Origin of the sequence: Mesorhizobium sp. B3-1-8, from assembly GCF_006439495.1 — a bacterium.
In the GTDB taxonomy this organism is placed as follows: domain Bacteria; phylum Pseudomonadota; class Alphaproteobacteria; order Rhizobiales; family Rhizobiaceae; genus Mesorhizobium.
The window spans coordinates 1-21,581 of the sequence record NZ_VFTK01000051.1 but is presented as its reverse complement, the minus strand read 5'-3'; the positions used below and the strand labels follow the sequence as shown (position 1 = coordinate 21,581).

The 21,581-nt window shown below is 63.7% G+C and carries 19 protein-coding genes; 5 read left to right on the top strand and 14 right to left on the bottom strand.

Annotation, left to right across the window (positions count from 1 at the left end; translation table 11 throughout):
* Positions 1-8: 8 nt before the first annotated feature.
* The 4 genes from FJ424_RS30690 to pepN form a co-directional block, all read right to left on the bottom strand.
* Entirely contained in the window at positions 9-299 is a 291-nt protein-coding gene (locus FJ424_RS30690) for a hypothetical protein (RefSeq protein ID WP_246677398.1), read from the bottom strand.
* 79 nt (positions 300-378) lie between these two features.
* A complete protein-coding gene (locus tag FJ424_RS30685) occupies positions 379-705 on the bottom strand; it encodes a type II toxin-antitoxin system prevent-host-death family antitoxin (protein WP_246677397.1) in 327 nt (108 codons plus the stop codon).
* A 16-nt stretch (positions 706-721) separates the two neighbouring features.
* On the bottom strand, positions 722-3,043 hold the full coding sequence (locus FJ424_RS30680; RefSeq protein ID WP_140659437.1) for a PAS domain-containing sensor histidine kinase: 2,322 nt from the start codon (positions 3,041-3,043) through the stop codon (positions 722-724).
* A 329-nt stretch (positions 3,044-3,372) separates the two neighbouring features.
* Positions 3,373-6,018: an aminopeptidase N gene (pepN, locus tag FJ424_RS30675; RefSeq protein ID WP_140659436.1), complete on the bottom strand. Its 2,646-nt coding sequence runs from the start codon at positions 6,016-6,018 to the stop codon at positions 3,373-3,375.
* 214 nt (positions 6,019-6,232) lie between these two features.
* Between pepN and FJ424_RS30670 the strand changes: the two genes are divergently transcribed.
* Positions 6,233-7,180 (top strand): DMT family transporter, encoded by a 948-nt coding sequence (locus FJ424_RS30670; protein ID WP_140659449.1) that lies wholly within the window; start codon positions 6,233-6,235, stop codon positions 7,178-7,180.
* Between the two features lie 4 nt (positions 7,181-7,184).
* On the opposite strand, the gene FJ424_RS30665 is transcribed toward FJ424_RS30670, so the two are convergent.
* From FJ424_RS30665 to FJ424_RS30655, 3 genes are all read right to left on the bottom strand, one after another.
* Complete coding sequence (locus FJ424_RS30665) at positions 7,185-7,997, bottom strand: helix-turn-helix transcriptional regulator (protein WP_140659435.1); 813 nt, start codon at positions 7,995-7,997, stop codon at positions 7,185-7,187.
* A gap of 97 nt (positions 7,998-8,094) precedes the next feature.
* Entirely contained in the window at positions 8,095-9,021 is a 927-nt protein-coding gene (locus FJ424_RS30660; protein ID WP_140659434.1) for a uracil-DNA glycosylase, read from the bottom strand.
* Positions 9,022-9,288: 267 nt separating this feature from the next.
* On the bottom strand, positions 9,289-9,927 hold the full coding sequence (locus tag FJ424_RS30655; RefSeq protein ID WP_140659433.1) for a hypothetical protein: 639 nt from the start codon (positions 9,925-9,927) through the stop codon (positions 9,289-9,291).
* A 251-nt stretch (positions 9,928-10,178) separates the two neighbouring features.
* Between FJ424_RS30655 and FJ424_RS30650 the strand changes: the two genes are divergently transcribed.
* Together FJ424_RS30650 and FJ424_RS30645 are read left to right on the top strand one after the other, a co-directional pair.
* Positions 10,179-11,858: an electron transfer flavoprotein-ubiquinone oxidoreductase gene (locus tag FJ424_RS30650; RefSeq protein WP_140659432.1), complete on the top strand. Its 1,680-nt coding sequence runs from the start codon at positions 10,179-10,181 to the stop codon at positions 11,856-11,858.
* Positions 11,859-12,009: 151 nt separating this feature from the next.
* Positions 12,010-12,606 (top strand): DUF922 domain-containing protein, encoded by a 597-nt coding sequence (locus FJ424_RS30645; RefSeq protein ID WP_140659431.1) that lies wholly within the window; start codon positions 12,010-12,012, stop codon positions 12,604-12,606.
* A gap of 30 nt (positions 12,607-12,636) precedes the next feature.
* Here the strand turns inward: FJ424_RS30645 and FJ424_RS30640 are convergent, their stop codons facing one another.
* The 6 genes from FJ424_RS30640 to FJ424_RS30620 form a co-directional block, all read right to left on the bottom strand.
* Positions 12,637-13,647 carry an endonuclease/exonuclease/phosphatase family protein gene (locus tag FJ424_RS30640; RefSeq protein ID WP_181182230.1) on the bottom strand — a complete coding sequence of 337 codons (1,011 nt, stop codon included), beginning with the start codon at positions 13,645-13,647 and terminating at the stop codon, positions 12,637-12,639.
* A 124-nt stretch (positions 13,648-13,771) separates the two neighbouring features.
* Entirely contained in the window at positions 13,772-15,232 is a 1,461-nt protein-coding gene (locus FJ424_RS30635; RefSeq protein ID WP_246677396.1) for an AMP nucleosidase, read from the bottom strand.
* 129 nt (positions 15,233-15,361) lie between these two features.
* Positions 15,362-15,556, bottom strand: a complete 195-nt coding sequence (locus FJ424_RS30630; RefSeq protein ID WP_140659428.1) for a hypothetical protein — start codon at positions 15,554-15,556, stop codon at positions 15,362-15,364.
* Between the two features lie 66 nt (positions 15,557-15,622).
* Entirely contained in the window at positions 15,623-15,757 is a 135-nt protein-coding gene (locus FJ424_RS34400; RefSeq protein WP_281405322.1) for a hypothetical protein, read from the bottom strand.
* 932 nt (positions 15,758-16,689) lie between these two features.
* Entirely contained in the window at positions 16,690-17,031 is a 342-nt protein-coding gene (locus FJ424_RS30625) for a DUF2147 domain-containing protein (protein ID WP_140643610.1), read from the bottom strand.
* A 13-nt stretch (positions 17,032-17,044) separates the two neighbouring features.
* Entirely contained in the window at positions 17,045-17,290 is a 246-nt protein-coding gene (locus FJ424_RS30620) for a hypothetical protein (protein ID WP_140659427.1), read from the bottom strand.
* Positions 17,291-17,469: 179 nt separating this feature from the next.
* Here FJ424_RS30620 and FJ424_RS30615 point away from each other — a divergent pair, with 179 nt between their 5' ends.
* Positions 17,470-17,736, top strand: coding sequence for a sel1 repeat family protein (locus tag FJ424_RS30615; RefSeq protein WP_027164869.1), 267 nt, complete (start codon positions 17,470-17,472; stop codon positions 17,734-17,736).
* A 368-nt stretch (positions 17,737-18,104) separates the two neighbouring features.
* On the top strand, positions 18,105-19,226 hold the full coding sequence (locus FJ424_RS30610) for an ABC transporter substrate-binding protein (protein WP_140659426.1): 1,122 nt from the start codon (positions 18,105-18,107) through the stop codon (positions 19,224-19,226).
* Positions 19,227-19,365: 139 nt separating this feature from the next.
* On the opposite strand, the gene FJ424_RS30605 is transcribed toward FJ424_RS30610, so the two are convergent.
* The gene (locus FJ424_RS30605) at positions 19,366-21,330 is read right to left on the bottom strand and encodes an acetyl/propionyl/methylcrotonyl-CoA carboxylase subunit alpha (protein WP_140659425.1); all 1,965 of its coding nucleotides are present in this window, start codon (positions 21,328-21,330) and stop codon (positions 19,366-19,368) included.
* Between the last annotated feature and the right edge of the window lie 251 nt (positions 21,331-21,581).

The following is a 21,581-nucleotide window of genomic DNA, read 5'->3' as shown; positions in this document are numbered from 1 at the left end:
TCGCGGGGCTAATCGGTGCGTTGCACGCGGCGGAGATTGCGACGCGCATGTGCCTGCAGAAGCCGATCCCGCAGATGCGCGTAGAAGCGTGGCGGCAGCATGCCATAGTGGAAGCGGGAGGGACTGCTTCCTGGAATTGGTCTGAGATCGGGGCCTGGCCAAAGGAAATCGTTGGTTTCACTCACCACGACCCATGACGGCATATCGTCGAGCCCAAGGTAAGCCTTGAGAGGCGCAGGCATTTCGATGCCATCGGCAGGATCGGCCGGGAGGGAATGCGTGATCGGAACCACCGTCACGACTTCGCGCCCCTCCACAATCCGACGTGCGGCGACAATCGCACACGGGCGGTTCTTGCGGGAACGGGCTTGGGCAGGCTCACGGTGCCCAGTCTTTGATCATTTCATCCAACTCATCGAACTGGGATGGGACTGAGCTTTCGGCGATGGCTTTCACCGTCTCGTCGTCCAGTTCCTCCACGGGTCTAGCAACCCGCCCTTTGACCAGCACTTCGAACATTGCCGCCGAGAGAAGCACCGTATGGGTCCGGCCATTTTTGGTAATCGCGACCGGCGCCCGCTGCGCTGCATCCTGAAAGCGGCCGACATTCTGTTGGAATTCAGTGGATGTTACGCGCATGGGAAAAGCCACTCTCTTACTCAAAATAGATAAAATAGATAACTTTTTCAAGTTTGCCTCAGCCACCGCCGGTCGCCTCTGATTAGGCCGCTGCCTTCACCGTCGGCGGAGCCTTCTTCAGCGGAATGCGCACCGACACGATGGTGCCTACACCCTCGGTCGAGCGGATCTTCAGCGCGCCGCCCTGCAATTCGGCCAGCGAGCGCGAGATGGCGAGCCCGAGGCCCGAGCCGGTATGGTTCTTGGAGAACTGGTTCTGCACCTGCTCGAACGGCCGGCCGAGCTTGCTCAGCGCCTGCTTGGGGATGCCGCAGCCATTGTCCTCGATGGTGAGCAACAGCGCCCCGGACGTGTTGCGCGCCCTGACCGTGATCTTGCCGCCCTGTCCAGTGAATTTCACCGCGTTGGAGAGCAGGTTGATGGCGATCTGCTTGATCGCGCGGCGGTCGGCATAAAGCCGCATCGCATCGGCGATGCGCGTCTCGACATTGATCGACTTTTCCGCCGCCTGCAGCGAGATCACCCGCACCGTCTCCTTGATCAGCGGGCAGAGGTCGATCTCCTCGCGGTCGAGCGAGAACTGGCCGGCTTCGATCTTCGACATGTCGAGGATATCGTTGATGACGCCGAGCAGATATTTGCCGCTGCCGTTGATGTCGGTCGCGTATTCCTCGTAGCGCTCGGAGCCGAGCGGCCCGAACAGGCCCTGCTGCATCAGCTCGGAGAAGCCGATGATGGCGTTGAGCGGCGTGCGCAATTCATGCGACATGTTGGCGAGGAATTCCGACTTGGCGCGATTGGCCGCCTCGGCGCGCTCGGTTTCCTTCATGTATTTGCGGTTGAGCTCGACCAGTTCGCTGGCGCGTTCCTCCTCGGCGCGGCGGGCCAGGCTGAGATCGTGGATCGTCGCCATCAGCCGGCGCTCGCTGTCGACCAGCTTTTCCTGGTGCAGCTTGATCTGCGTGATGTCGGAGCCCACGGAAACGACGCCGCCGTCGCGGGTCCTGAGCTCGTTGACCTGCAGCCAGCGGCCGTCGGCAAGCTGGCGCTCCAAGCTGACGCCGCCCTGCGGCCCGTTGGCATTGGCGAGTCTGCGCTCCGACGCGAAGGCCAGCATGCGCTCCTCCAGCATATCGCGGGTCGCGCCCGGTACCACGTCGCGGTCCGACAGCCCGTTGTCCTTCTGGAACTTCGAATTGCACATGATCAGCCGTTCGGCGGCATCCCACAGCACGAAGGATTCGTTGATATTCTCGATCGCGGTCCTGAGCCGCATGTCGGCCGCTTCCGAGCGCAGCGCCAAGTGCCGCTGCTCGGTGACGTCGACGGCGATGCCGATCAGCTGGATCTCCGGTGCCTCCGGGTCGATCACCTGGGCGCGGGCTCGCATCCACACCCATTGCCCGTCGGCGTGGCGCATGCGGAAAACCTGGTCGATATGGTCGATCTCGCGTTCGATGATCCGGTTTGCGAGATCGAACAGGTCGCCGTCTTCCGGGTGGATGATCTCGTCGACCTCGCCGAAGGAGAGCATCGTATCGCAGGGCTCATAGCCCAGCATGTCGTACATCGAGCGCGACCAGTACATCTTGCCGCGCACCATGTCCCAGTCCCACAACCCGCAGCGGCCGCGCACCAGCGCCATGTCGATGCGCTGATGCGCTTCGAGATAGATGCGGTCCGCCGCCTGGGCGCGCGCCGCCTGGCCGAAATAGGCGTAGAGGATGACGATCAGCACGCCCGCCGTCAGCACGAACAGCGTGACGTTGAGCGACATCGACTTGCGCCAGCTGTCGAACACCGCTTCCTGCGGCACCAGCACGGCGGCCGCATGTTTGCGGTCGCCGCCGAGGCTGACGGCGGCGAACCAGTCCTGTCCCGAGATGCTGACATCCATCACGCCGGCGCGGTCGCCGAACATGAACAGCGGCTGGCCGCCCAGCACGAGGCTGTCGAGCGTGCGGCCTTGCCAGCCCGTCGACAGCGGCGAAACGGCGATGACCTTGAAGTTGGCGTCGGTGATGGCGAGCACATGGGCGCGGCTCATGGCGCCTTGGCGGCTGGTGTTTTCCAGAAGGCTTATGGCATTGGCGCCGGCCGCGCTGGGGTCCGCGGTGACGGCCTGCGCCATCTGTCCGGCGGCCAGCGCCAGCACCGCCTTGGCGTCGCGCTCGATCTCGTCATGCTCGTTCATGAGCGACAGGAAGCGCAGCGCGGCAATGACGATGAGAAAAACGACGATCAGCGCCGGGATCGACCGGCGCAGCAGCGGCTCGGCGGCCAGGAGCCGCTGATAAGTGGGTTCGGCGATCAGGCGCGTATTGCCGGCAAGTCCATCGCTCCTTGCCTTGCGATGCGCAAAAGCCTTCCCTCCGGGCGCGCCCCACGCGTCCGCCTTGGCCATAAATGGCACTCCCCGATCTGCCGTATGGATGATCCGGCTACGCCGCACGCCCGAATCGTCAGTAAAGAATCAAAGCTGATTCGCCTTGTCCAGTGGCGCGGACGAAAAAGATTAAAAGTTGATTGAAATTCGTCCGAACAGCCGATCTCCGGGTCCCACAAGGGGGGAGATGGCCGGCAGGCCAGAGGGGGCGCTGTCGCGCCAACCCCTCAACTGCTCAATTGCCGGCACTCGTCAGATCTGGCTTTCGGGCGAGAAGCAAACGTCGCGATCCTTCATGCCCCGCTCTGCCCTGCCGGCATCTCCCCCACGAGGAGGGAGATCGCTAATTACGCCAGTGTCCGCTCCACGATATCGCGCAGATCCGCCGAAAGATTCTCGGCCTTTGCCATGTCGAGCAGCGCCTGCCTGGCCTTGGTCTGCCGTCCAGGCTCCAGCGAGCGCCAGGACCTGAGCGCCGTCGCCAGCCGCGCGGCTACCTGCGGATTGCGCTTCTCCACCTCCAGTACCGTCTCGGCAAACAGGCGGTAACCTTCGCCGTCGGGGCGGTGGAAGCCGGTCTGGTTGGCGCTGGAGAAGGTGCCGATCAGCGAACGCACCCGGTTCGGGTTGGCGATCGAGAAGGCTGGGTGCCGCATGAGCTCACGAACTTTCTCGACGGTCTTTGCGCCCGGCACACCGGCCTGGATCTGGAACCATTTGTCGAGTACCAGCGCGTCGCCGCGATAGCGGGCCTCGAAGGCGGCCAGCGCCTCTTCGGCCTCGGCCGTGCCTGGATGGCGATGCGCCAGCACGGCGAGCGCTGCCGCACGGTCGGTCATGTTGGTGGCGGCATTGAAGTGCCCTGCGGCGAGGCCCGCGCCGCAGGGCAGCAGCGAAAGATAGTCGAGCAGGATGTTGCGCAGCGCCCTGCGCCCTGCGCTCGCCGCGTCCGGGCTGAACGGACCCTTGTCGGCAAGGCTCTCATAGAGCGCCGGGAAGGCCTCGCGGGTTGCCTCGGCGATCATCCGCGCCATCGCCTCGCGTGCGGCAAAGATGGCGTCTGGGTCGATGCCCTTGCCGATGTCGCGGGCAATATCGGCTTCGCCCGGAAGCGACAGCGCGAGCGCCCGGTAGGCCGGCTCCAGCGCCTGGTCGCCGGCGATCCTGCCGGCAAGCTCGGCAAGCCGCGCCGCAAACACCGGCTCCTTGCCGCCGAGGATCTGGCGGAAGGCGGCGATCAGCGCATCGGTCAAGAGGGTGTTGAACGCCTGCCAGCGCGCGAAGGCGTCGCTGTCATGCGCCGCGAGGAAGAACTGGTCGTCGGCCTTCTGCTGCACCGAAAGCGTGATCGGCGCTGAGAAGCCGCGGTTGAGCGACACCGAAGGCCGTTGCGAAATACCCGAGAAGCGCACCGTGTGCCGACGCTTGCGGATATGGATGACACCGTCATCCACCATTGCGCCCTCGACGGCAGTCCAGGCGACGGGCTTGCCGTTGGCGCCGACCAGGCCGAAGGCCAGCGGGATATGCATCAGCCGCTTGCGGCTTTCCGACGGCGTCGGCGGCACCGACTGCTCGATCTCCAGGGTGAACTCCTTTGCCGCCGCATTGTGCGCGGAACTTACCGTCAGGTTCGGCGTGCCGGCCTGGTGATACCAGAGCGCGAATTGCGCGAGGTCGCGGCCGGAGACGTCCTCGAAGACTTTGAGGAAATCCTCGATGGTCGCCGCCTCGCCGTCATGCCGCTCAAAATAGAGGTCCATGCCGGCACGGAAGGTTTCCGGCCCAAGGATGGTGCGGATCATGCGCACCACTTCCGAACCCTTCTCGTAGACGGTCGCGGTGTAGAAGTTGTTGATCTCGCGGTAGCGTCGCGGCCTGACCGGATGCGCCAGCGGCCCCTGGTCTTCCGGGAACTGGTGCGCGCGCAGCGTGCGCACCTCGGCGATGCGCTTCACCGACCGCGAGCGCTGGTCGGCGGAGAATTCGTGGTCGCGGTAAACCGTCAGCCCTTCCTTCAGGCAGAGCTGGAACCAGTCGCGGCAAGTGATTCTGTTGCCAGTCCAATTGTGGAAGTATTCATGCGCGATGATCGCCTCGATGTTGGCGAAGTCGGCATCCGTCGCGGTCTCCTCGTCGGCCAGCACATATTTGTCGTTGAAGACGTTGAGGCCCTTGTTCTCCATGGCGCCCATGTTGAAGTCGGAGACGGCGACGATATTGAAGACGTCGAGGTCGTATTCGCGGCCGAAGGCTTCCTCGTCCCATTTCATCGAGCGTTTCAGCGCGTCCATCGCATAGCCGGCAAGCTGCTCCTTGCCGGGCTCCACATAGATACCGAGATCGACCTCCCGGCCGGACATGGTGGTGAAGCTGCCCGCCACCTTGCCGAGCGCGCCCGCCACCAGCGCGAAAAGGTAGGAGGGTTTGGGGAAGGGGTCGTGCCAGACCGCGTAGTGCCGGCCGCCGGCGAGCCCGCCGCGTTCGACGGGATTGCCGTTCGAAAGCAGCAGCGGCGCCTCGTTGTGCGGCGCTTCGATGCGCACCGTGTAGACCGACAGGATATCGGGACGGTCGAGGAAATAGGTGATGCGGCGAAAGCCCTCGGCCTCGCATTGCGTGCAATAGACGTTGTTGGAGCGATAAAGGCCCATCAGCGCCTCGTTGCGCGAAGGCGCGATCTGCGTCTCCAGGCGCAGCTCGAAACGCTGCGCCGCCGGCGGCTTCAGGATCGTCAGCCGGTCAGGCGTCGCCTCATAGTCGCTGGCCGGAAGCGTATGCCCGTCGACGGCAATGCCGAGCAACGTCAGCCCGTCGCCGTCGAGCACCAGCGGCGCCGAGGCGGCGACGCCCGCGCGCCGCTCGATCGTAAGCAGCGCGGTCACCTGGGTCGCGTCCGGCGACAGGCGGAAGTCGAGGCTGGTCCTCGGGATGAGATAGTCGCAGGGGCGATAGTCTTCGAGCTTGAAGACATGGCCGGTATCTGTGCGCATTCCTTAGGCTTTTCCTGTTGATTTCGGCCGGCCAGCCAGCTTGGCTGGTCCAAGAATTTTGAGGTGCGCGCTCTTTACACGAAACGGCCACTCGACAAAACTGCGGCATAGGTCGTGTTTCGCAATTCCGGACGGAAAACCGTTACACACTTTTCCTGGAATTGCTCTTGGCCTATTTCGCGGCTTCGTTTCCCGACTATCCTTACGAGGCAAGATGACCGTCGATCATGCCGTCGGCCACGACACGCTGCGCGGCATTACGCTGAAGATCGTCTCGGTGACGGTCTTCGTCGGCATGCAGACCTGCATCAAGGCGGCCGGCGACGTGCCCGCGGGGCAGATCGTCTTCTTCCGCTCCTTCTTCGCCATCTTCCCGATCATCGCCTTCCTGGCCTTCAAGGGTGAATTGGCCACGGCATTCACGACGAGACGGCCGTTCAACCACGTCGCGCGCGGTGTGGTCGGCGTCGGCGCCATGGGGCTCGGCTTCTTCGCGCTGACCAGGCTGCCGCTGCCGGAAGCGATCACGCTGAACTACGCTCAGCCGCTGCTGGTCGTCGTGTTCTCTTCGCTCTTCCTCGGCGAAACGATCCGCGTCTACCGCTGGAGCGCGGTCGCGGTCGGCCTTGCCGGCGTGCTGGTCATCTCCTGGCCCGAACTGACGCTGCTCAATTCCGATGAAGGCCTCGACGACCAGGAGGTGCTGGGCGTCATGGCTGCGCTGATCGCCGCCGCGATCTCGGCGGTCGCCATGCTTCTGGTGCGCAATCTCGTGCAGACGGAGAAGACGGCGACCATCGTGCTGTGGTTCTCCTCGACCGCTTCAGTGCTGTCGCTCTTCACGCTGCCCTTCGGCTGGCAGGCGCTGACGCCGATGCAGGCCGCGCTCCTCGTTGTCGCGGGCTTCTGCGGAGGGCTCGGCCAGATCCTGATGACGGCGGCCTACCGCCATGCCGAAGCCTCGGTCGTGGCGCCCTTCGAATACACCTCGATGATCCTCGGCGTCGTGGTCGGCTATTTCGTCTTCGGCGACGTGACCTCGCTGAACACCCTTGCGGGCGGCGTGATCGTGGTCGCCGCCGGTATCTTCATCATCTGGCGCGAGCGGCAACTGGGCCTGGAGCGCACGCGCATCAGGACGGTCACGCCGCCGCAGGGGTGAAGGCCTACGAAGCGGTCGCCCGCTCTTTCGCCAATCGCACCAGCACCGTCCTTGTCTGCTCATCCGCGGGGAAAAAAGATTCGATTGCCAGCTCCGACAGCGTGACGTCGAGCGGCGTACCGAAGACCGTGATCGTGCTGATGAACGACAGCACCTGATCGCCATGCGCAAGCCGCAGCGGATGCACGATGCCGCTCGGTTCGACCGGCGCCGGCCGGCTGCTCCTCAGGCCGGACGGATAGGTGCGCAATTCGCGCTCAAGCTCGATCAGCACCGGGTCGCCGGTGGCGTCGTTCTGGTGCTTCAGCCGCTCGATGAGATGCGCGCGCCACTCCGCCAGATTGACGATGCGCGGCGCCACACCGCCCGGATGCAGGCTGAGCCTCAGCACATTGACCGGCGGCGCGAGAAGCGATGCTTCGGAGATGTCAGCGAGGAACGGAGCAATCGCGGTGTTTGCCGAAACGAGGTTCCAGTGCCGGTCCACCGCCAGCGCCGGGAAGGGTTCGTGGCCCTTGAGCACAGTCTCGACGGCGGCAAGCGCCGGTGCCAGTGCCGCATCGGTCAGCGGCTTTTCGCTGAAGCTCGGCGCGAAGCCGGCGGCAAGCAACAGTTGATTGCGTTGGCGCAGTGGAATCGACAGCTGCTCGGCCAGATGCAGCACCATGTCGCGCGAAGGCTGGGCTCGGCCGCTTTCGACGAAGGAAAGATGCCGCTGCGAGATATCGGCCTCCATGGCGAGGTCGAGCTGGCTCATGCGCCGCCGCGTGCGCCACTCGCGGATGAGGCTTCCGGCGGAGAGTTCGGATATGGTCATAGGGTAGGACTAGGCTGTGGAGGGAGGGATTTCAATTACCTGGGAGGTTATTGGCTTCCGTTCTCCCACAAAGAAGAAGGGGAGAAGGGGAAGACGTTCACGCCAACCCCTTCAACTTCGCCTTGACCTCGAGAAAATCCCGCCAGGCCAGCTTCTTGTGCGCCGGCGTTCTCAACAGATATGCCGGATGCAGCGTCGGCATCGCCGGAATGGCTATGCCCGACGCCGTCGTGTGCACCCGCCAGTTGCCGCGCAGGCGCAGGATGCCCTCGGTCGTGTTGAGCAGCGTCTTGGCCGACGGACCGCCGAGATTGACCAGCACCTTGGGATTGACCAGTTCTATCTGCCTTTCGATGAACGGCCGGCAGATTTCGGTCTCGTGCGGTGTCGGCGTGCGGTTGCCCGGCGGCCGCCACGGAATGACGTTGGCGATATAGGCCGAGTTGCGGTCGAGGCCGATAGCGGCGAGCATACGATCGAGCAGCCGGCCGGAGCGGCCGACAAAGGGCAGACCTTCGAGGTCCTCGTCGCGACCGGGCGCCTCGCCGACCAGCATCAGCTCGGCTTTCGGATTGCCGTCGGCGAAGACGAGGTTCTTGGCGGTGAATTTGAGATTACAGCCGTCGAAGCCGGCCATGTGCTGGCGCAGTTCCTCGAGCGTCGAGGCGCTTGCGGCCAGTTGCCGAGCAAGCAGCGCCTGCGCCTCGTCGGGAACGGTGGCGGCCGGCATGCGCGCCGGAGCGTCTGGAATATTGCGCGCGTCGAGGCCTGATGATGGCGTCGGTGGCTCTGGCGACTGGGGCCGCTCCGGGCCCTGCCCGGGTGCCGGGCGGCTCTCGGATCTGGGGTCGCGAGGCGGTGCGACTGGCGCCCGCTCGGCGGGCCTGCGTTCGGCCGACTTCGCAGCCGCTTCGGCAAACCGATTGACCGGCGCGTCTTCAAGCGCCTCGTCAACGCCGGCGCTGGCATAAAAGGCGAGCAGTTCGGCGATCTCGGCAGGTGTGCTGGGGGAGGCGGCAGTCATGGCGCCACCATCGTCCGCGCGGCGCCGATTTGCAAGGTTAAGCCACGCTCGCCTGTATTGGAGCATGTCGAGATTCAGGTCAGGCCGAGTCGAAAATGGTGGTTTCCGAAGAACCGGCCTACGCCGGCCGTAGCCTTCATAGGGCGCAGACACTTATGAGGGCTTCGGCCGGCGAAGGCCGGAGCGGAGCGTATTTTTCGTACGTGAGCACCGGAAGCGCAGGAAACCGCCATTTGCCGGCCGGCATCACTGAATATCGATATGCTTTCACCCAGTCGGTATGCGCGGATCCTGCACAATGTAAAACGTCCAGCGCGGCGTGTAGTCGGTGATCAGGAAGTCGAAGGTCGCCGTCTTGAGCGGGTCGACCTTGCCGCTCTTGAACAGCAGCTGGTCATAGGGTTCGAACCGGCGGTCGAAATCGGCGAAATTGCTCGACCAGATGTTGTCGGGCGTCTTGTTGCGCTGGTCGAAGGAAAGGCCGTCGCCGAACACGCTTGGCTGGTCGAGGATTTCCTGCAGCTCGAACTGGAATTCCACCCAGGGCAGGGCGCTGTTGTTGAGCACGTCGATGCGCATATACATCACGCCGTTGGCGACCTGGCCTGCCTTGCCGAATGGCTCGATCGGCTTGGTCGCGCGGATCGTCAGCGTCACCGGCGTCGCCGTGTTCAGTTCCTCCCTGATGATCAGCGGGTCTTCCTTGGTGCCGATGCCGGAAGCACCCGTGATGCGGAAGCCGCCCAGTTCGTCGGAGAAGGAATAGGCGCCGGTGGCCCAGACCTTCACCGGATCGGCCTCCGCCGGCACGGACAAAAAGAGGAGTGGAAGAACCGCGCGCCAGGCCATGCCCGGCGTGAAGAGTAAGCGCTTCGATGGAAAGCCGGCTGGCTCTGGACTGCGCATGGTGCGAAGTATTGCCGATAACCAAGCCGTCGAACAATTAAAAACATGCGGACGCGGCCTGGCCTTCCATCCGATTGGCGCTGGCCTATGCTTGGCCATGGCCTGCGCGGCGACCGTTTCGTAGGGAAAACCGCGACTTTTTGTCGAAATCGGCGTTGTCACGTCAGCGCCGGTTTCGCGTCGCGAATTGATGCGCTATGCAGCGCGTGAGCCAGCACAATGCGAAAACATGGCGAGCCAGTGAGGGGCCGATGAGCGAAATCGAACGCGAGAGCATGGAATTCGACGTGGTGATCGTCGGTGCGGGTCCCGCCGGCCTTGCCGCCGCGATCCGTCTGAAGCAGCTCAACCCGGACCTTTCCGTCGTCGTCCTGGAGAAGGGCGGCGAGGTCGGCGCCCATATCCTGTCGGGTGCGGTCGTCGATCCGATCGGCATCGACCGCCTGTTGCCCGGCTGGCGCGAGGAGGGCGATCATCCGTTCAAGACGCCTGTGACCGCGGACCATTTCCTGGTGCTTGGCCCTGCCGGCTCGTTCCGCCTGCCCAACTTCCTGATGCCGCCGCTGATGAACAACCACGGCAATTACATCGTTTCGCTGGGCAATGTCTGCCGCTGGCTCGCCACCAAGGCCGAGGCGCTGGGCGTCGAGATCTATCCGGGCTTCGCCGCGGCAAGTCTCGTCTACAACGACGCCGGCGCCGTCACCGGCGTCATCACCGGCGACATGGGCGTCGAGAAGGACGGCACGCACGGCCCGGCTTACGCGCCCGGCATGGCGCTGATGGGCAAATATGTGCTGATCGGCGAGGGTGCGCGCGGCTCGCTCGCCAAGCAGCTTATCGCCAAATACCAGCTTGCCGACGGCCGCGAGCCGGGCAAGTTCGGCATCGGCCTCAAGGAGCTCTGGCAGGTCAAGCCCGAGAACCACAAGCCGGGTCTGGTGCAGCATTCCTTCGGTTGGCCGCTCGACATGAAGACCGGCGGTGGGTCCTTCCTCTACCATCTCGAGGACAATCAGGTGGCGGTCGGCTTCGTGGTCCACCTCAACTACAAGAACCCCTATCTCTCACCCTTCGAGGAGTTCCAGCGCTTCAAGACGCATCCGGCGATCGCCGGCACCTTCCAGGGCGCCAAGCGCATCGGCTATGGCGCGCGCGCCATCACCGAGGGCGGCTGGCAGTCCGTACCGAAGCTGTCCTTCCCGGGTGGCGTGCTGATGGGCTGTGCTGCCGGCTTCGTCAACGTGCCGCGCATCAAGGGCTCGCACAACGCGGTGCTCTCGGGCATGCTGGCGGCCGAGCATGTGGCCGAGGCGATTGCCGGTGGCCGTGCCAATGACGAGCTCGCTTCCTATGAGGAAGCCTGGCGCGGCACCGATATCGGCAAGGACCTGAAGAAGGTCCGCAACGTCAAGCCGCTCTGGTCGCGCTTCGGCACCATTGTCGGCGTCGGCATCGGCGGCCTCGACATGTGGCTGAACACGCTGTTCGGCTTCTCGCCCTTCGGAACCATGAAGCATGGCAAGGCCGACTATGCGACGCTCGAGCCGGCCTCCAAGCATCAGAAGATCGCCTATCCGAAGCCGGATGGCGTGCTGACCTTCGATCGGCTCTCCTCGGTGTTCCTTTCCAACACCAACCACGAGGAGAACGAGCCGACCCATCTGATCGTCGGCGACATGGCGTTGCAGCAGCGTTCCGAGCACAATGTCTTCGCCGGTCCCTCGACCCGCTACTGCCCGGCCGGCGTCTATGAATGGGTGGACAAGGACGGCAACGCCGCCGCCGATCCGGCGGCCAAGGACGTGCGCTTCGTCATCAACGCGCAGAACTGCGTGCACTGCAAGACCTGCGACATCAAGGATCCGAACCAGAACATCAACTGGGTGCCGCCACAAGGCGGCGAGGGCCCGGTTTATCAGGGGATGTGATCGCCCCGACCGGGCCGTCTCGACCGCCGCCAAAGAGAAAGCCGGCGAGGGCCCGGTCTACCGGGGCATGTGTAATCCGCGCCTTATCGGCCAAGGCCGTTGAAGCCGCGCGCCGAGTGTGGTCTGCTTCGCCCCGAACAAGGAGGCGGACATGCGGCGGACCAGCCTGGCGATATTAGCTGCTGCCGGCGTGCTTTTGTCCGGGGCCGCCTCCGCCGGCACCGGGCTGACCGTGCATGTGCGCACCTACGACGTCGCCGGCAGGACCGGCGCGGAACTGATCGAGGCGATGGACGGCCTGGGGCCGAGGCACGGCCATGCCACGCGCGCCATCGCCGAGACCGGCTATACCGTGCATTGGAAGCTCGATGTGACGCGCGACAACGGCATCTGCCGGCTGCGGCAGGCCAACGGCACGATCGACATCACCTACACGTTTCCGCGCCGCACGTCCCCGTCCGGTCCGGTCCTGCGCAGGCGCTGGGATCGCTTCATGGCCGGCGTGCGCCAGCACGAGCATACCCATGGCCGCATCGCCAAGCAGATGATGCGGGCGACCGAGACGGCGCTCGCCGGGCTCGAGCGGCAAGACAACTGGTTCTGCACCGGTCTTCGCTGGGACGCCAGGCGCCGTATCGACACGATCTATGCTGACTACGAGGCCAGGCAGAATGCCTTCGACGCGCGCGAGCACCGCGACGGCGGCCATGTCGAGCAACTGGTCGACGCGTTGATGGGGAAGAACTGAACTTCAGTTCGTTCGCGTATCAGGAGGGCGTCAGCTGCGCGGCTCATCCGGTGCGCCATTCGCCGCCAGCGCCGACTTGTGCTCGTCCTCGGGCGCGTTGCTGTCGGACCGCAGCGTGAATTCGACCAGCACAGGCAGATGGTCGGAGCCGGTATCCTCCAGCCGTGCCGACGACAGGATCGTCACCCCGCCCTTGCTGAACACCTGGTCGATCGGCAGGCCCGCATAGCGGCGCAGGACGTCGGGCAGCGTGCGGTGGATCCAGGTCGGGCCGGCCGACGGCATCAGCGTCATGCCGCTGAGCCGCGCCACCCGCCGCATCGCCGCGCTCCACGGCACGGCGTTGCAGTCGCCGGCCATGATGGCGGTCTCGCCGAGCGTGGCCAGCGGTTCCGCCAGTTCGCCGATCTGCCAGTATTGCTCCTTCGGCCACGGCCAGCTGAGATGGATCGCGGCGACGTTGACCGGAATGCCGCCGAAATCGATCGTGGCGGTCGCCATCGCGCCGCGCGGCTCGCAACGCGGCGCAGTGCCGGCGGCGAAGGGACGGCGCGAAAGCAGCGCGACGCCGAATATGCCGTTGGGATAGTCGCAAAGGATCCGATAGGGATAGGCGCTGGCAATATAGCCGAGCTCCGTGGCCCACATCCCGGACACTTCGTCGAGCGTGATGACGTCCGGATTGGTCCGGCCGATCAGCGACAGCACCTTCTTAGGCGTCGGATTGTTGAAGCGCAGGTTCATCTGCAGCAGGCTGTAGACGATCCTGTCGGCCGGCTTTGCGACCGCCTGCTGCGTCGACAATCTCGGCAGCGCGCTCGTCGTCGTGGCGAAGCAGGCGATGGCGAAGACCAGCGCGGCGACCGCCTGCAGCCGGTAGGGGCCGGCAAGCAGCGCCAGCGCGAGCAAGGCCGTCAGCACGCTCAGATGCATGCGGAAATGCGAGAAGGAATCGAAGGCCGGATGCAGCGTGCCGAAGAATCCAGCCAGCAACGCGGCCGAGCATGCCATCATCGCCAGGAATATCAGCTGAGCCATCATGCTCAAGCGAGCGCCGCCCGTCGTCATTTGCTCCAACCGCTCCGGCTATCCGTTCGGACCGCTTATCGGCCAAATTGTGGCCCGGGCAAGACGACGAATTGCCTCGCGGGTCAAAAGTTGGCGATCACTGGAACGCCGTTTCCGAAAAGCTTCTGAGCTTGCGCGAATGCAACCGCTCCATCGGCATCTCGGCCAGTTTCTCCATCGCCTTGATACCGATGGTGAGGTGCTGCGCTACTTGCCGCTTGTAGAATTCGGTCGCCATGCCGGGCAGCTTCAGTTCGCCGTGCAGCGGCTTGTCGGAGACGCACAGCAGCGTCCCGTAAGGCACGCGGAAGCGGAAGCCGTTGGCGGCGATAGTGGCCGATTCCATGTCGAGCGCGATGGCGCGCGACTGCGACAGGCGCTGCACCGGCCCGCGCTGGTCGCGCAGCTCCCAGTTGCGGTTGTCGATGGTGGCGACGGTGCCGGTGCGCATGATGCGCTTGAGGTCGTAGCCCGACAAACCGGTCACCTCGGCGACCGCTTCCTGCAGCGCCACCTGGATTTCGGCCAGTGGTGGGATCGGCACCCAGACCGGCAGGTCGTCATCGAGCACATGGTCCTCGCGCACATAGGCATGGGCCAGCACATAGTCGCCCAGCGCCTGCGTGTTGCGCAGCCCGGCGCAGTGGCCAAGCATCACCCAGGCATGCGGCCTCAGCACCGCGATATGGTCGGTGATGGTCTTGGCGTTGGATGGGCCGACGCCGATATTGACCATGGTGATGCCGCCATGGCCGGGCTTCTTCAGGTGGTAGGCCGGCATCTGCGGCAGGCGGTGCGGCGGCGTTCCTTCGCTCGGCGAGCCGGCTCCCGCCTTGGTCACGACATTGCCCGGTTCGACGAATTCACTGTAGCCGCTTCCACCACTCTCCATCAGCTCGCGTGCCCGCGCCACGAATTCGTCGATGTAGAACTGGTAATTGGTGAACAGCACGAAATTCTGGAAATGCTGCGGGCTGGTCGCCGTGTAATGCGTCATGCGGTGCAGCGAATAATCGATGCGCTGCGCAGTGAACGGCGCCAGCGGCCGCGGCTCGCCGAACGCCACCTCGAACGTGCCATTGGCGATCTGGTCGTCGGTGCCGTCGAGGTCCGGCACGTCGAACAGGTCGCGGATCGGCCGCTTGATGCGCTCGGCGGCCGCGCCGTCGACATAGGTGCCTTCCAGGAAGGCGAAATGCAGCGGGATTGGGGTGGTCGATTCCGACACCGTGACCGTAACGCCGTGATTGCGCATGATGAGCCTCAACTGCTCGATGAGATAGTTCTCGAACAGCTGCGGCTGGGTGATGGTGGTGGCGAAATGGCCGGGCGTCGGCATATGGCCATAGGCTTGGCGGGAGTCGACCTGGCTGAACGACGTCGTGGTGACGCCGATCTGCGGATAGAAGGCCCGGTAGCGCCTGCTCTCGTCACCGCCCGCCGCTAGTGCGGCGAAGGAATCGCGCAGGAATTTGGTGTTGCGGTCGTAGAGCGTTTGCAGCGCCGCGACGGCCTTTTTTGCGTCATGGAAACTCTGCTTGCCGAAAGGCTCCGGCATGACGACCGATTCGATGGCTTGGGGGTAGATTCGCTTTTCCATGGCTCAATATAGAGATTTGGAAGAGCGGTTGGGAGGGGTGAGCGGACAGGAACCGCAACCCAGCTGGAGATTTTTTGTTATCGCACCTTATCCGCGCTGCAGGCTGATCAGCAGCACGAAGCCGAGGCTGGTGTTCTTGTGCGGCGGCGCCTCGATCCTGTTGCCCGTGTCGGCGCGCATCATCGGCACCGCCAGCACCGGGGCGGCAAGCAGCATCAGGATGAGCGTCGCCCGCGGCAGCAGCCTGAGGATCTTCATTGCGGTGGCAGTGATGCGGTCCATTTTGGTGGTGTCCCGAATTTCAGCTTTACTGCTTTTCAGCTTTGTCGTTTGAGCGTTTGACTTGGTTCACCGAGCCGGGAATGAAGCGGTCGGCCGCTCCCACGAGCGGCTCGAGTGACCGGCCTCCGCCACCAGGATGGCGAAGAACATGCCGAACAGGCTCATCAGCAGGCAGACAATGGTGAAGCGACGGGCAAGCATTTCTCTCTCCTTCAATGCGGGAGAGAATGCCGGAATGCCTCTGAACCGGTTCTGAGACCGGTATTCATCTGCGGTTCAAATTGATTGGCACGTGACGCAGTGCGCACAGTGGCGCATATGCAGGCTTCTTGCCGGTGGAATTGTTTTCTAGAACGGGATTAGATTGAGCTAAAGACGGCGCAAGATCGTCGCGCCATGTCCATATCGTCTGGTAGCATTGAAATTTTCGCGACATTCCCTTTGGAGAGCCCTTGATATGACAACTGTCTGTCGGTTCTCACGCTCAGTTGACAGCGCGAGGTATTCCCAAGCGATTGCCATCCGATTGATGATTGCTCTCCAGTTCGTTTGTCTTCCCACGCCGCCTGCTCTCGCGGCCCAAGCAACGGAACCAAGACATGGTGTCGTTGTGATTTATGATGACGCTAAATGGTCGATAAAGCGGAAGAATCCCCATCTAATCGTATTGAATTGTAAGGATGAGTCCTGCGGTGGTGCTAGTTCCGAGTGCATGACTTTGCAGTTCGACAATCGAGCCGACTCTTACGCACCTGGCCTGTTGACCCAGATGAACAAAGTAAACCGGAAATTCATTGGCATATGGGAGCGAAATGGCCAGCGTCTGGAGTTAGTAGACAAACCAGAATGGCAGACTCTCAACCACCGGAGCATCGCGTTATCCTCGCTTCGGTATCGGCTGGGCAATCGCGTGAAGCGTATCTGGTCCTCCCAGATACTCGCTCAATTCGGGACGACGGGTCTAGTCTGCGAAAGTGATGAGGATAAATATCCTGTCGCAAATGCAAGTTGGATGTTGCTCCTTCAGAGCATACTCATTCCTGGAGAATAGCGACTGCAGAGCCACGTTGTCGGGCCAGGAAAGCTACGGCGTCTCCGTTTGGATTGAGACGCCGATTAGCAGACCTCTAGAGTTAGAGCTTATGCCAGGTCTGGCTCTTGCAGATCAGGCCGCCCAGCACGCAGCCGCTCATCTTGAGCGTCGTGCCCGTGAGCGTCGCCTTGCCGGAATAGGTCTTGTCGTTCGCAGGGTCGGTGATGTTGCCGGCATATTTGTTGTCGCCGGTCGCCTTCATCGAGCCGATCGTCTTGCCGGCATATTTGCCGGTCTTCAGCGTGATGGAGAACGAGCCGCCGCCGCCGATCGTCGCCGTCTCGCCGGACTGCGTCTTCCAACTGCCTTCGATCGGGTCGGCCCACGCTGCCCCCGCCATGATCAAGGTGGCCGCCAGGGCCAGGCTCATCTTTCGAAACATCTTGTCCTCCTCCCTATGGGGTTGCGGCGGGCTCCGGTTCGCCTGCCTGCCCCTTACGCAAAGGTAAAGCTAATCCAGCTCCCGCCAAAACAAAAGCGGTGCCGCCACGGAAGGTTGCAAGGATTTTCGCCGCGCGGATGACTGAAAATAAACGCGACCGGAAAAACGCTTCGGTTTCCGTGGTTAGCGAAGTCTTGATTCCACTCGCGGCAATTTTCATCGAATTTGACGCAAAATGGCTGAAACGCTGGATTCCCATGCTTAACAGTTTTTCGCGTTTACCTCTTGTTTTAGCTTTGTTTTCCTCAAATTAAGCAAGCCGTTTAACGACGGATTCAAGGCCAGCCGTCATCCTCGAAAGCATCGAAAGAGCGCCCCGCCCCAAAGGGATACCAAGGGAAAAGGAGGCAGCTCTCGGGAGCCAGACAGGGGATTGAAATGGCACGCTTTGAAATGCTTGAAGACGGCTTCGGCGCCATGGGGGCAACTGCCCAGGCCGACATTCTTTTCGAACTGGGAATGATGTATGCGACCGGCCGCGATTGCGAGACCGATGTCGTCGCCGCCCACAAATGGTTCAACATCGCCGCGATCAAGGGCTCGGCCCGCGCCGCCGAGCTGCGCTCGGAGCTGTCAGCCACCATGTCGAAAGTCGAGATCGCCACGGCGCTGCGCGAAGCGCGCGAATGGATGACGATGCACTGATCCTCAGCGCGCAGCGCTCGGAAATTCATTGGGACAAGGCCGCGAAAAGACGGCCGGTCAGGAAGAACGAGAACGCGGCAGGTTGAGACAACCGAAGCCACGCAAGAACAGGGAAGCGAGCGGGGTTCAGGCGCGGGGGCGCGGGGAAGCTCGATTGCAAAAAAGCCGCGACCGGCCGGGACAAGGCCGGCGCGGCTTTTTGCATTACGTCTGGTAATCGGCCGCGTGGCCCAAGAAATCCTCGCCTAAATGAACCAAAACCTTCCGCATTGTGCTCTCGACAGTTTCGGCGAAGGGTGAAATTGTCCCGGCTCTGTGGAAGAAGCGCGGCCGGAGCGGCGCGCGCAAGTGGAGGAGTTCTTATAGTCATGAAAAAATTGGGTATTTTGAGCGCGGCCGCATTTGGCCTGATGATGAGCGCCTCGGTTGCCTTCGCCGACGACATCACCATTTCGGTGGTCGGCCCGATGACCGGCCAACTCGCCACCATCGGTGACCAGTTCAAGCAGGGCGCGCAGGCTGCCGCCGACGCGATCAATGCCGCTGGCGGCGTCAACGGCTCCCAGATCAAGCTCGACATCGAGGACGACCAGTGCGATCCGAAGCAGGCGGTCTCGGTCGCCAACCGCATCGTCGCCAACGGCGTCAAGTTCGTCGACGGTCATGCTTGCTCGGGCTCGAGCATTCCGGCCTCGGCCGTCTATGCCGAAGCCGGCACGCTGATGATGAGCCCCGCCTCGTCCAACCCGGTGCTGACCGATGCCGCGGCCAAGGCCGGATGGCCGACCATCATGCGCCTCTACACGCGTGACGACGCGCAGGGCGCCTTCATCGGCCCTTGGATCGCCAAGAAATACGCCGGCAAGAACGTTGTTGTCCTGCACGACAAGAGCGCCTACGGCCAGGGTGTTGCCGATGCCGTGAAGGCGACGATGAATGCCGGCGGCCTCAAGGAAGTCGACTATGAAGGCATCAATGCCGGCGAGAAGGACTATTCGGCCCTCGTCACCAAGCTGAAGGAACTCAAGGCCGACGTTGTCTACTTCGGCGGCTATCACCCGGAGGCGGGCTTGATCCTGCGTCAGGCGGCCGAGCAGAACGTCAAGTTCCAGCTGATCATGCCGGACTCGATCGCTTCGCCGGAATTCTGGCAGGTTGCCGGCCCGGCCGGTGAAGGCACCATGTTTGTCTTCCCGTCCGACCCGCAGGCCAAGCCCGAAGCGAAGGACGCGGTCGCCAAGATCAAGGCTGGCGGCTTCACGCCCGAAGGCTTCACGCTGTTCTCCTATGCCGTGATCCAGGCCGTGGCCGAAGGCGTCAAGCGCGCCGGCACCGATGATCCGGCCAAGGTCGCGGAGGCGCTCAAGGACGGCAAACCGATCAGCACCGTGGTCGGTGACGTCGTCTTCGACGAGAAGGGCGACCTGAAGAACGCGAGCTACGACATCAACCAGTGGCACGACGGCAAATACGCGCCGATCCAGCCGTAATTCGGTTCCGCAATCGAGGAAATGGCCGGGCTCGTCCCGGCCATTTTTCGTTTGTGCCCTGGCATTGACGTACAGGCGAGGCCGGGGCAGTCCCGCCGACATAGCTATTTACCATTCAGCAATTCAGCACTTCAGCACTTCAGCCCTGGCCGTCCTCCGCGAACCGGACCAGCACCGTGCCGTCGCTGACCTGTGCGCCCTCGGCCGCGATCTCGGCGATCACGCCGTCATGCGGGGCGGCGATCATATGCTCCATCTTCATGGCTTCGAGGATCAAGAGCGGCTGGCCCTTGATCACGGCATCGCCCGCCGCGGCGCGCACCAGCTTGACCAGGCCCGGCATCGGCGCGCGCAGGTTGGCTGTGGCGGCACCCGCCTCGTCGGCCTTGGCAAGCGGATCGGGAACCGTGAATGTATAGCCGACCGCGCCCTCGAAGACGGTGACGTGGCCGGGCCAGCGGGCGGCAAGCGGCATGGTCCGCAAGTCGTGCGTGTTCACCGCATCATGCGGTGCCTCCAGCGCCACCTGGAAGCGGCCGTCCGGCCGTGCCGAAACCCTGGCCAGGATGTTCTCCTCGCCATGGCGCAGGCGAATGCGGCGCGACAGCGTGTGGAAATGCGCATAGCCGGAACGCGTGGACCAGGGATCGGCGGCGGGACCCGGCGTGCCGGCATCCATCGCGGCCAGCGCCGCCGCGGCGATCGTCTCGTCGCCCGGCCCGGGAATGGTGGTGAGCGCCTCCTGATGCCGGCCGATCAGCCCGGTATCGACGTCGCCTGCCGCGAAATCGGCGTCGGCCGCGAGCGCCGCCAGGAAGGCGGTGTTGACGGTCGAGCCGGCGACTTCGGTCCGGGCGAGGGCATCGCGAAGCGCGCCGAGCGCCGTGGCCCGGTCCTCGCCGTGCACGACCAGCTTGGCGATCATCGGATCGTAAAAGGGCGAGATCGCATCGCCGGCGCGTACGCCAGTCTCGATGCGCATCGCGGCGCCGTCCGGGGCAGCGTCGGGGAACTTGAGATAATGCAGCGTGCCGGTCGCCGGCAAAAACCCTTTCGCGGCGTCCTCGGCATAGAGGCGCGCCTCGAAAGCGTGGCCGGCGAGCGCGATTTCGCCCTGCGTTTTCGGCAGTTTTTCGCCGGACGCGACGCGAAGCTGCCATTCGACGAGATCGATGCCGGTGACCATCTCGGTGACGGGGTGTTCGACTTGCAGCCGCGTGTTCATCTCCATGAACCAGAAGCGGTCGACCTTGAGCCCCTGAGAGGCGTCGACGATGAACTCGATCGTGCCGGCGCCCGAATAATTGATCGCCTTGGCGGCCTTCACGGCCGCCTCCGTCATCGCCTTGCGGAGCGCCGGCGTCATGCCAGGAGCGGGCGCCTCCTCGATCACCTTCTGGTGGCGGCGCTGTGCCGAGCAGTCGCGTTCATAGAGATGCACGGCATTGCCGAAATTGTCGCCGAACACCTGCACTTCGATGTGGCGCGGCTTGTCGACATATTTTTCCACCAGCACGCGATCGTCGCCGAACGCCGCTTTCGCTTCGCGCCGCGCGCCGGAAAGCGCCTCCGAGAAATCGTCGGGATGGTCGACGCGCCGCATGCCCTTGCCGCCGCCGCCGGCCCGCGCCTTGATCAGCACCGGATAGCCGATCTCGCGCGCTTTGGAGGCAAGCAGCACGATTTCCTGCGCCTCGCCGTGATAGCCGGGCACCACCGGCACGCCGGCCTTCTCCATCAGCCGCTTGGCGGCGTCCTTCAAGCCCATGGCGCGGATCGAGGCGGCGGAAGGGCCGATGAAGACGAGGCCTGCCGCCGTCACCTGATCGACGAAATCGGGGTTTTCCGACAGGAAGCCGTAGCCGGGATGAATGGCTTCGGCACCGGTGGCGAGTGCCGCCGCCACGATCCTGTCGCCGCGCAGATAGCTTTCGCCGACGGGCGAGGGGCCGATATGCACCGCCTCGTCGGCCATCTCGACATGCAGGGCCTTGGCGTCCACATCGGAATAGACGGCAACGGTGTGCACGCCGAGCTTGCGGGCGGTGCGGATGACGCGGCAGGCGATCTCGCCGCGATTGGCGATCAGGATCTTACCGAACATGGAGCCTCCGCAGCCAGGGTGTGTCTCGGGCGACGACGGCATACCTTCGCGCCCCCTCTGTCCTGCCAGACATCTCCCCCACTAGGGGGGAGATTGGCAGCTTTGGCGCTGCCGCTCTCTTTTCAACGATAGCGATTGGCGAAAGCCGTCGTGACGTCCGATCTCCCCCCAAGAGGGGGAGATGTCCGGCAGGACAGAGGGGGGCGCTGTCCCGCCAGCCTCTCCAGCTGATCATCTGAATTTGCCTGTAC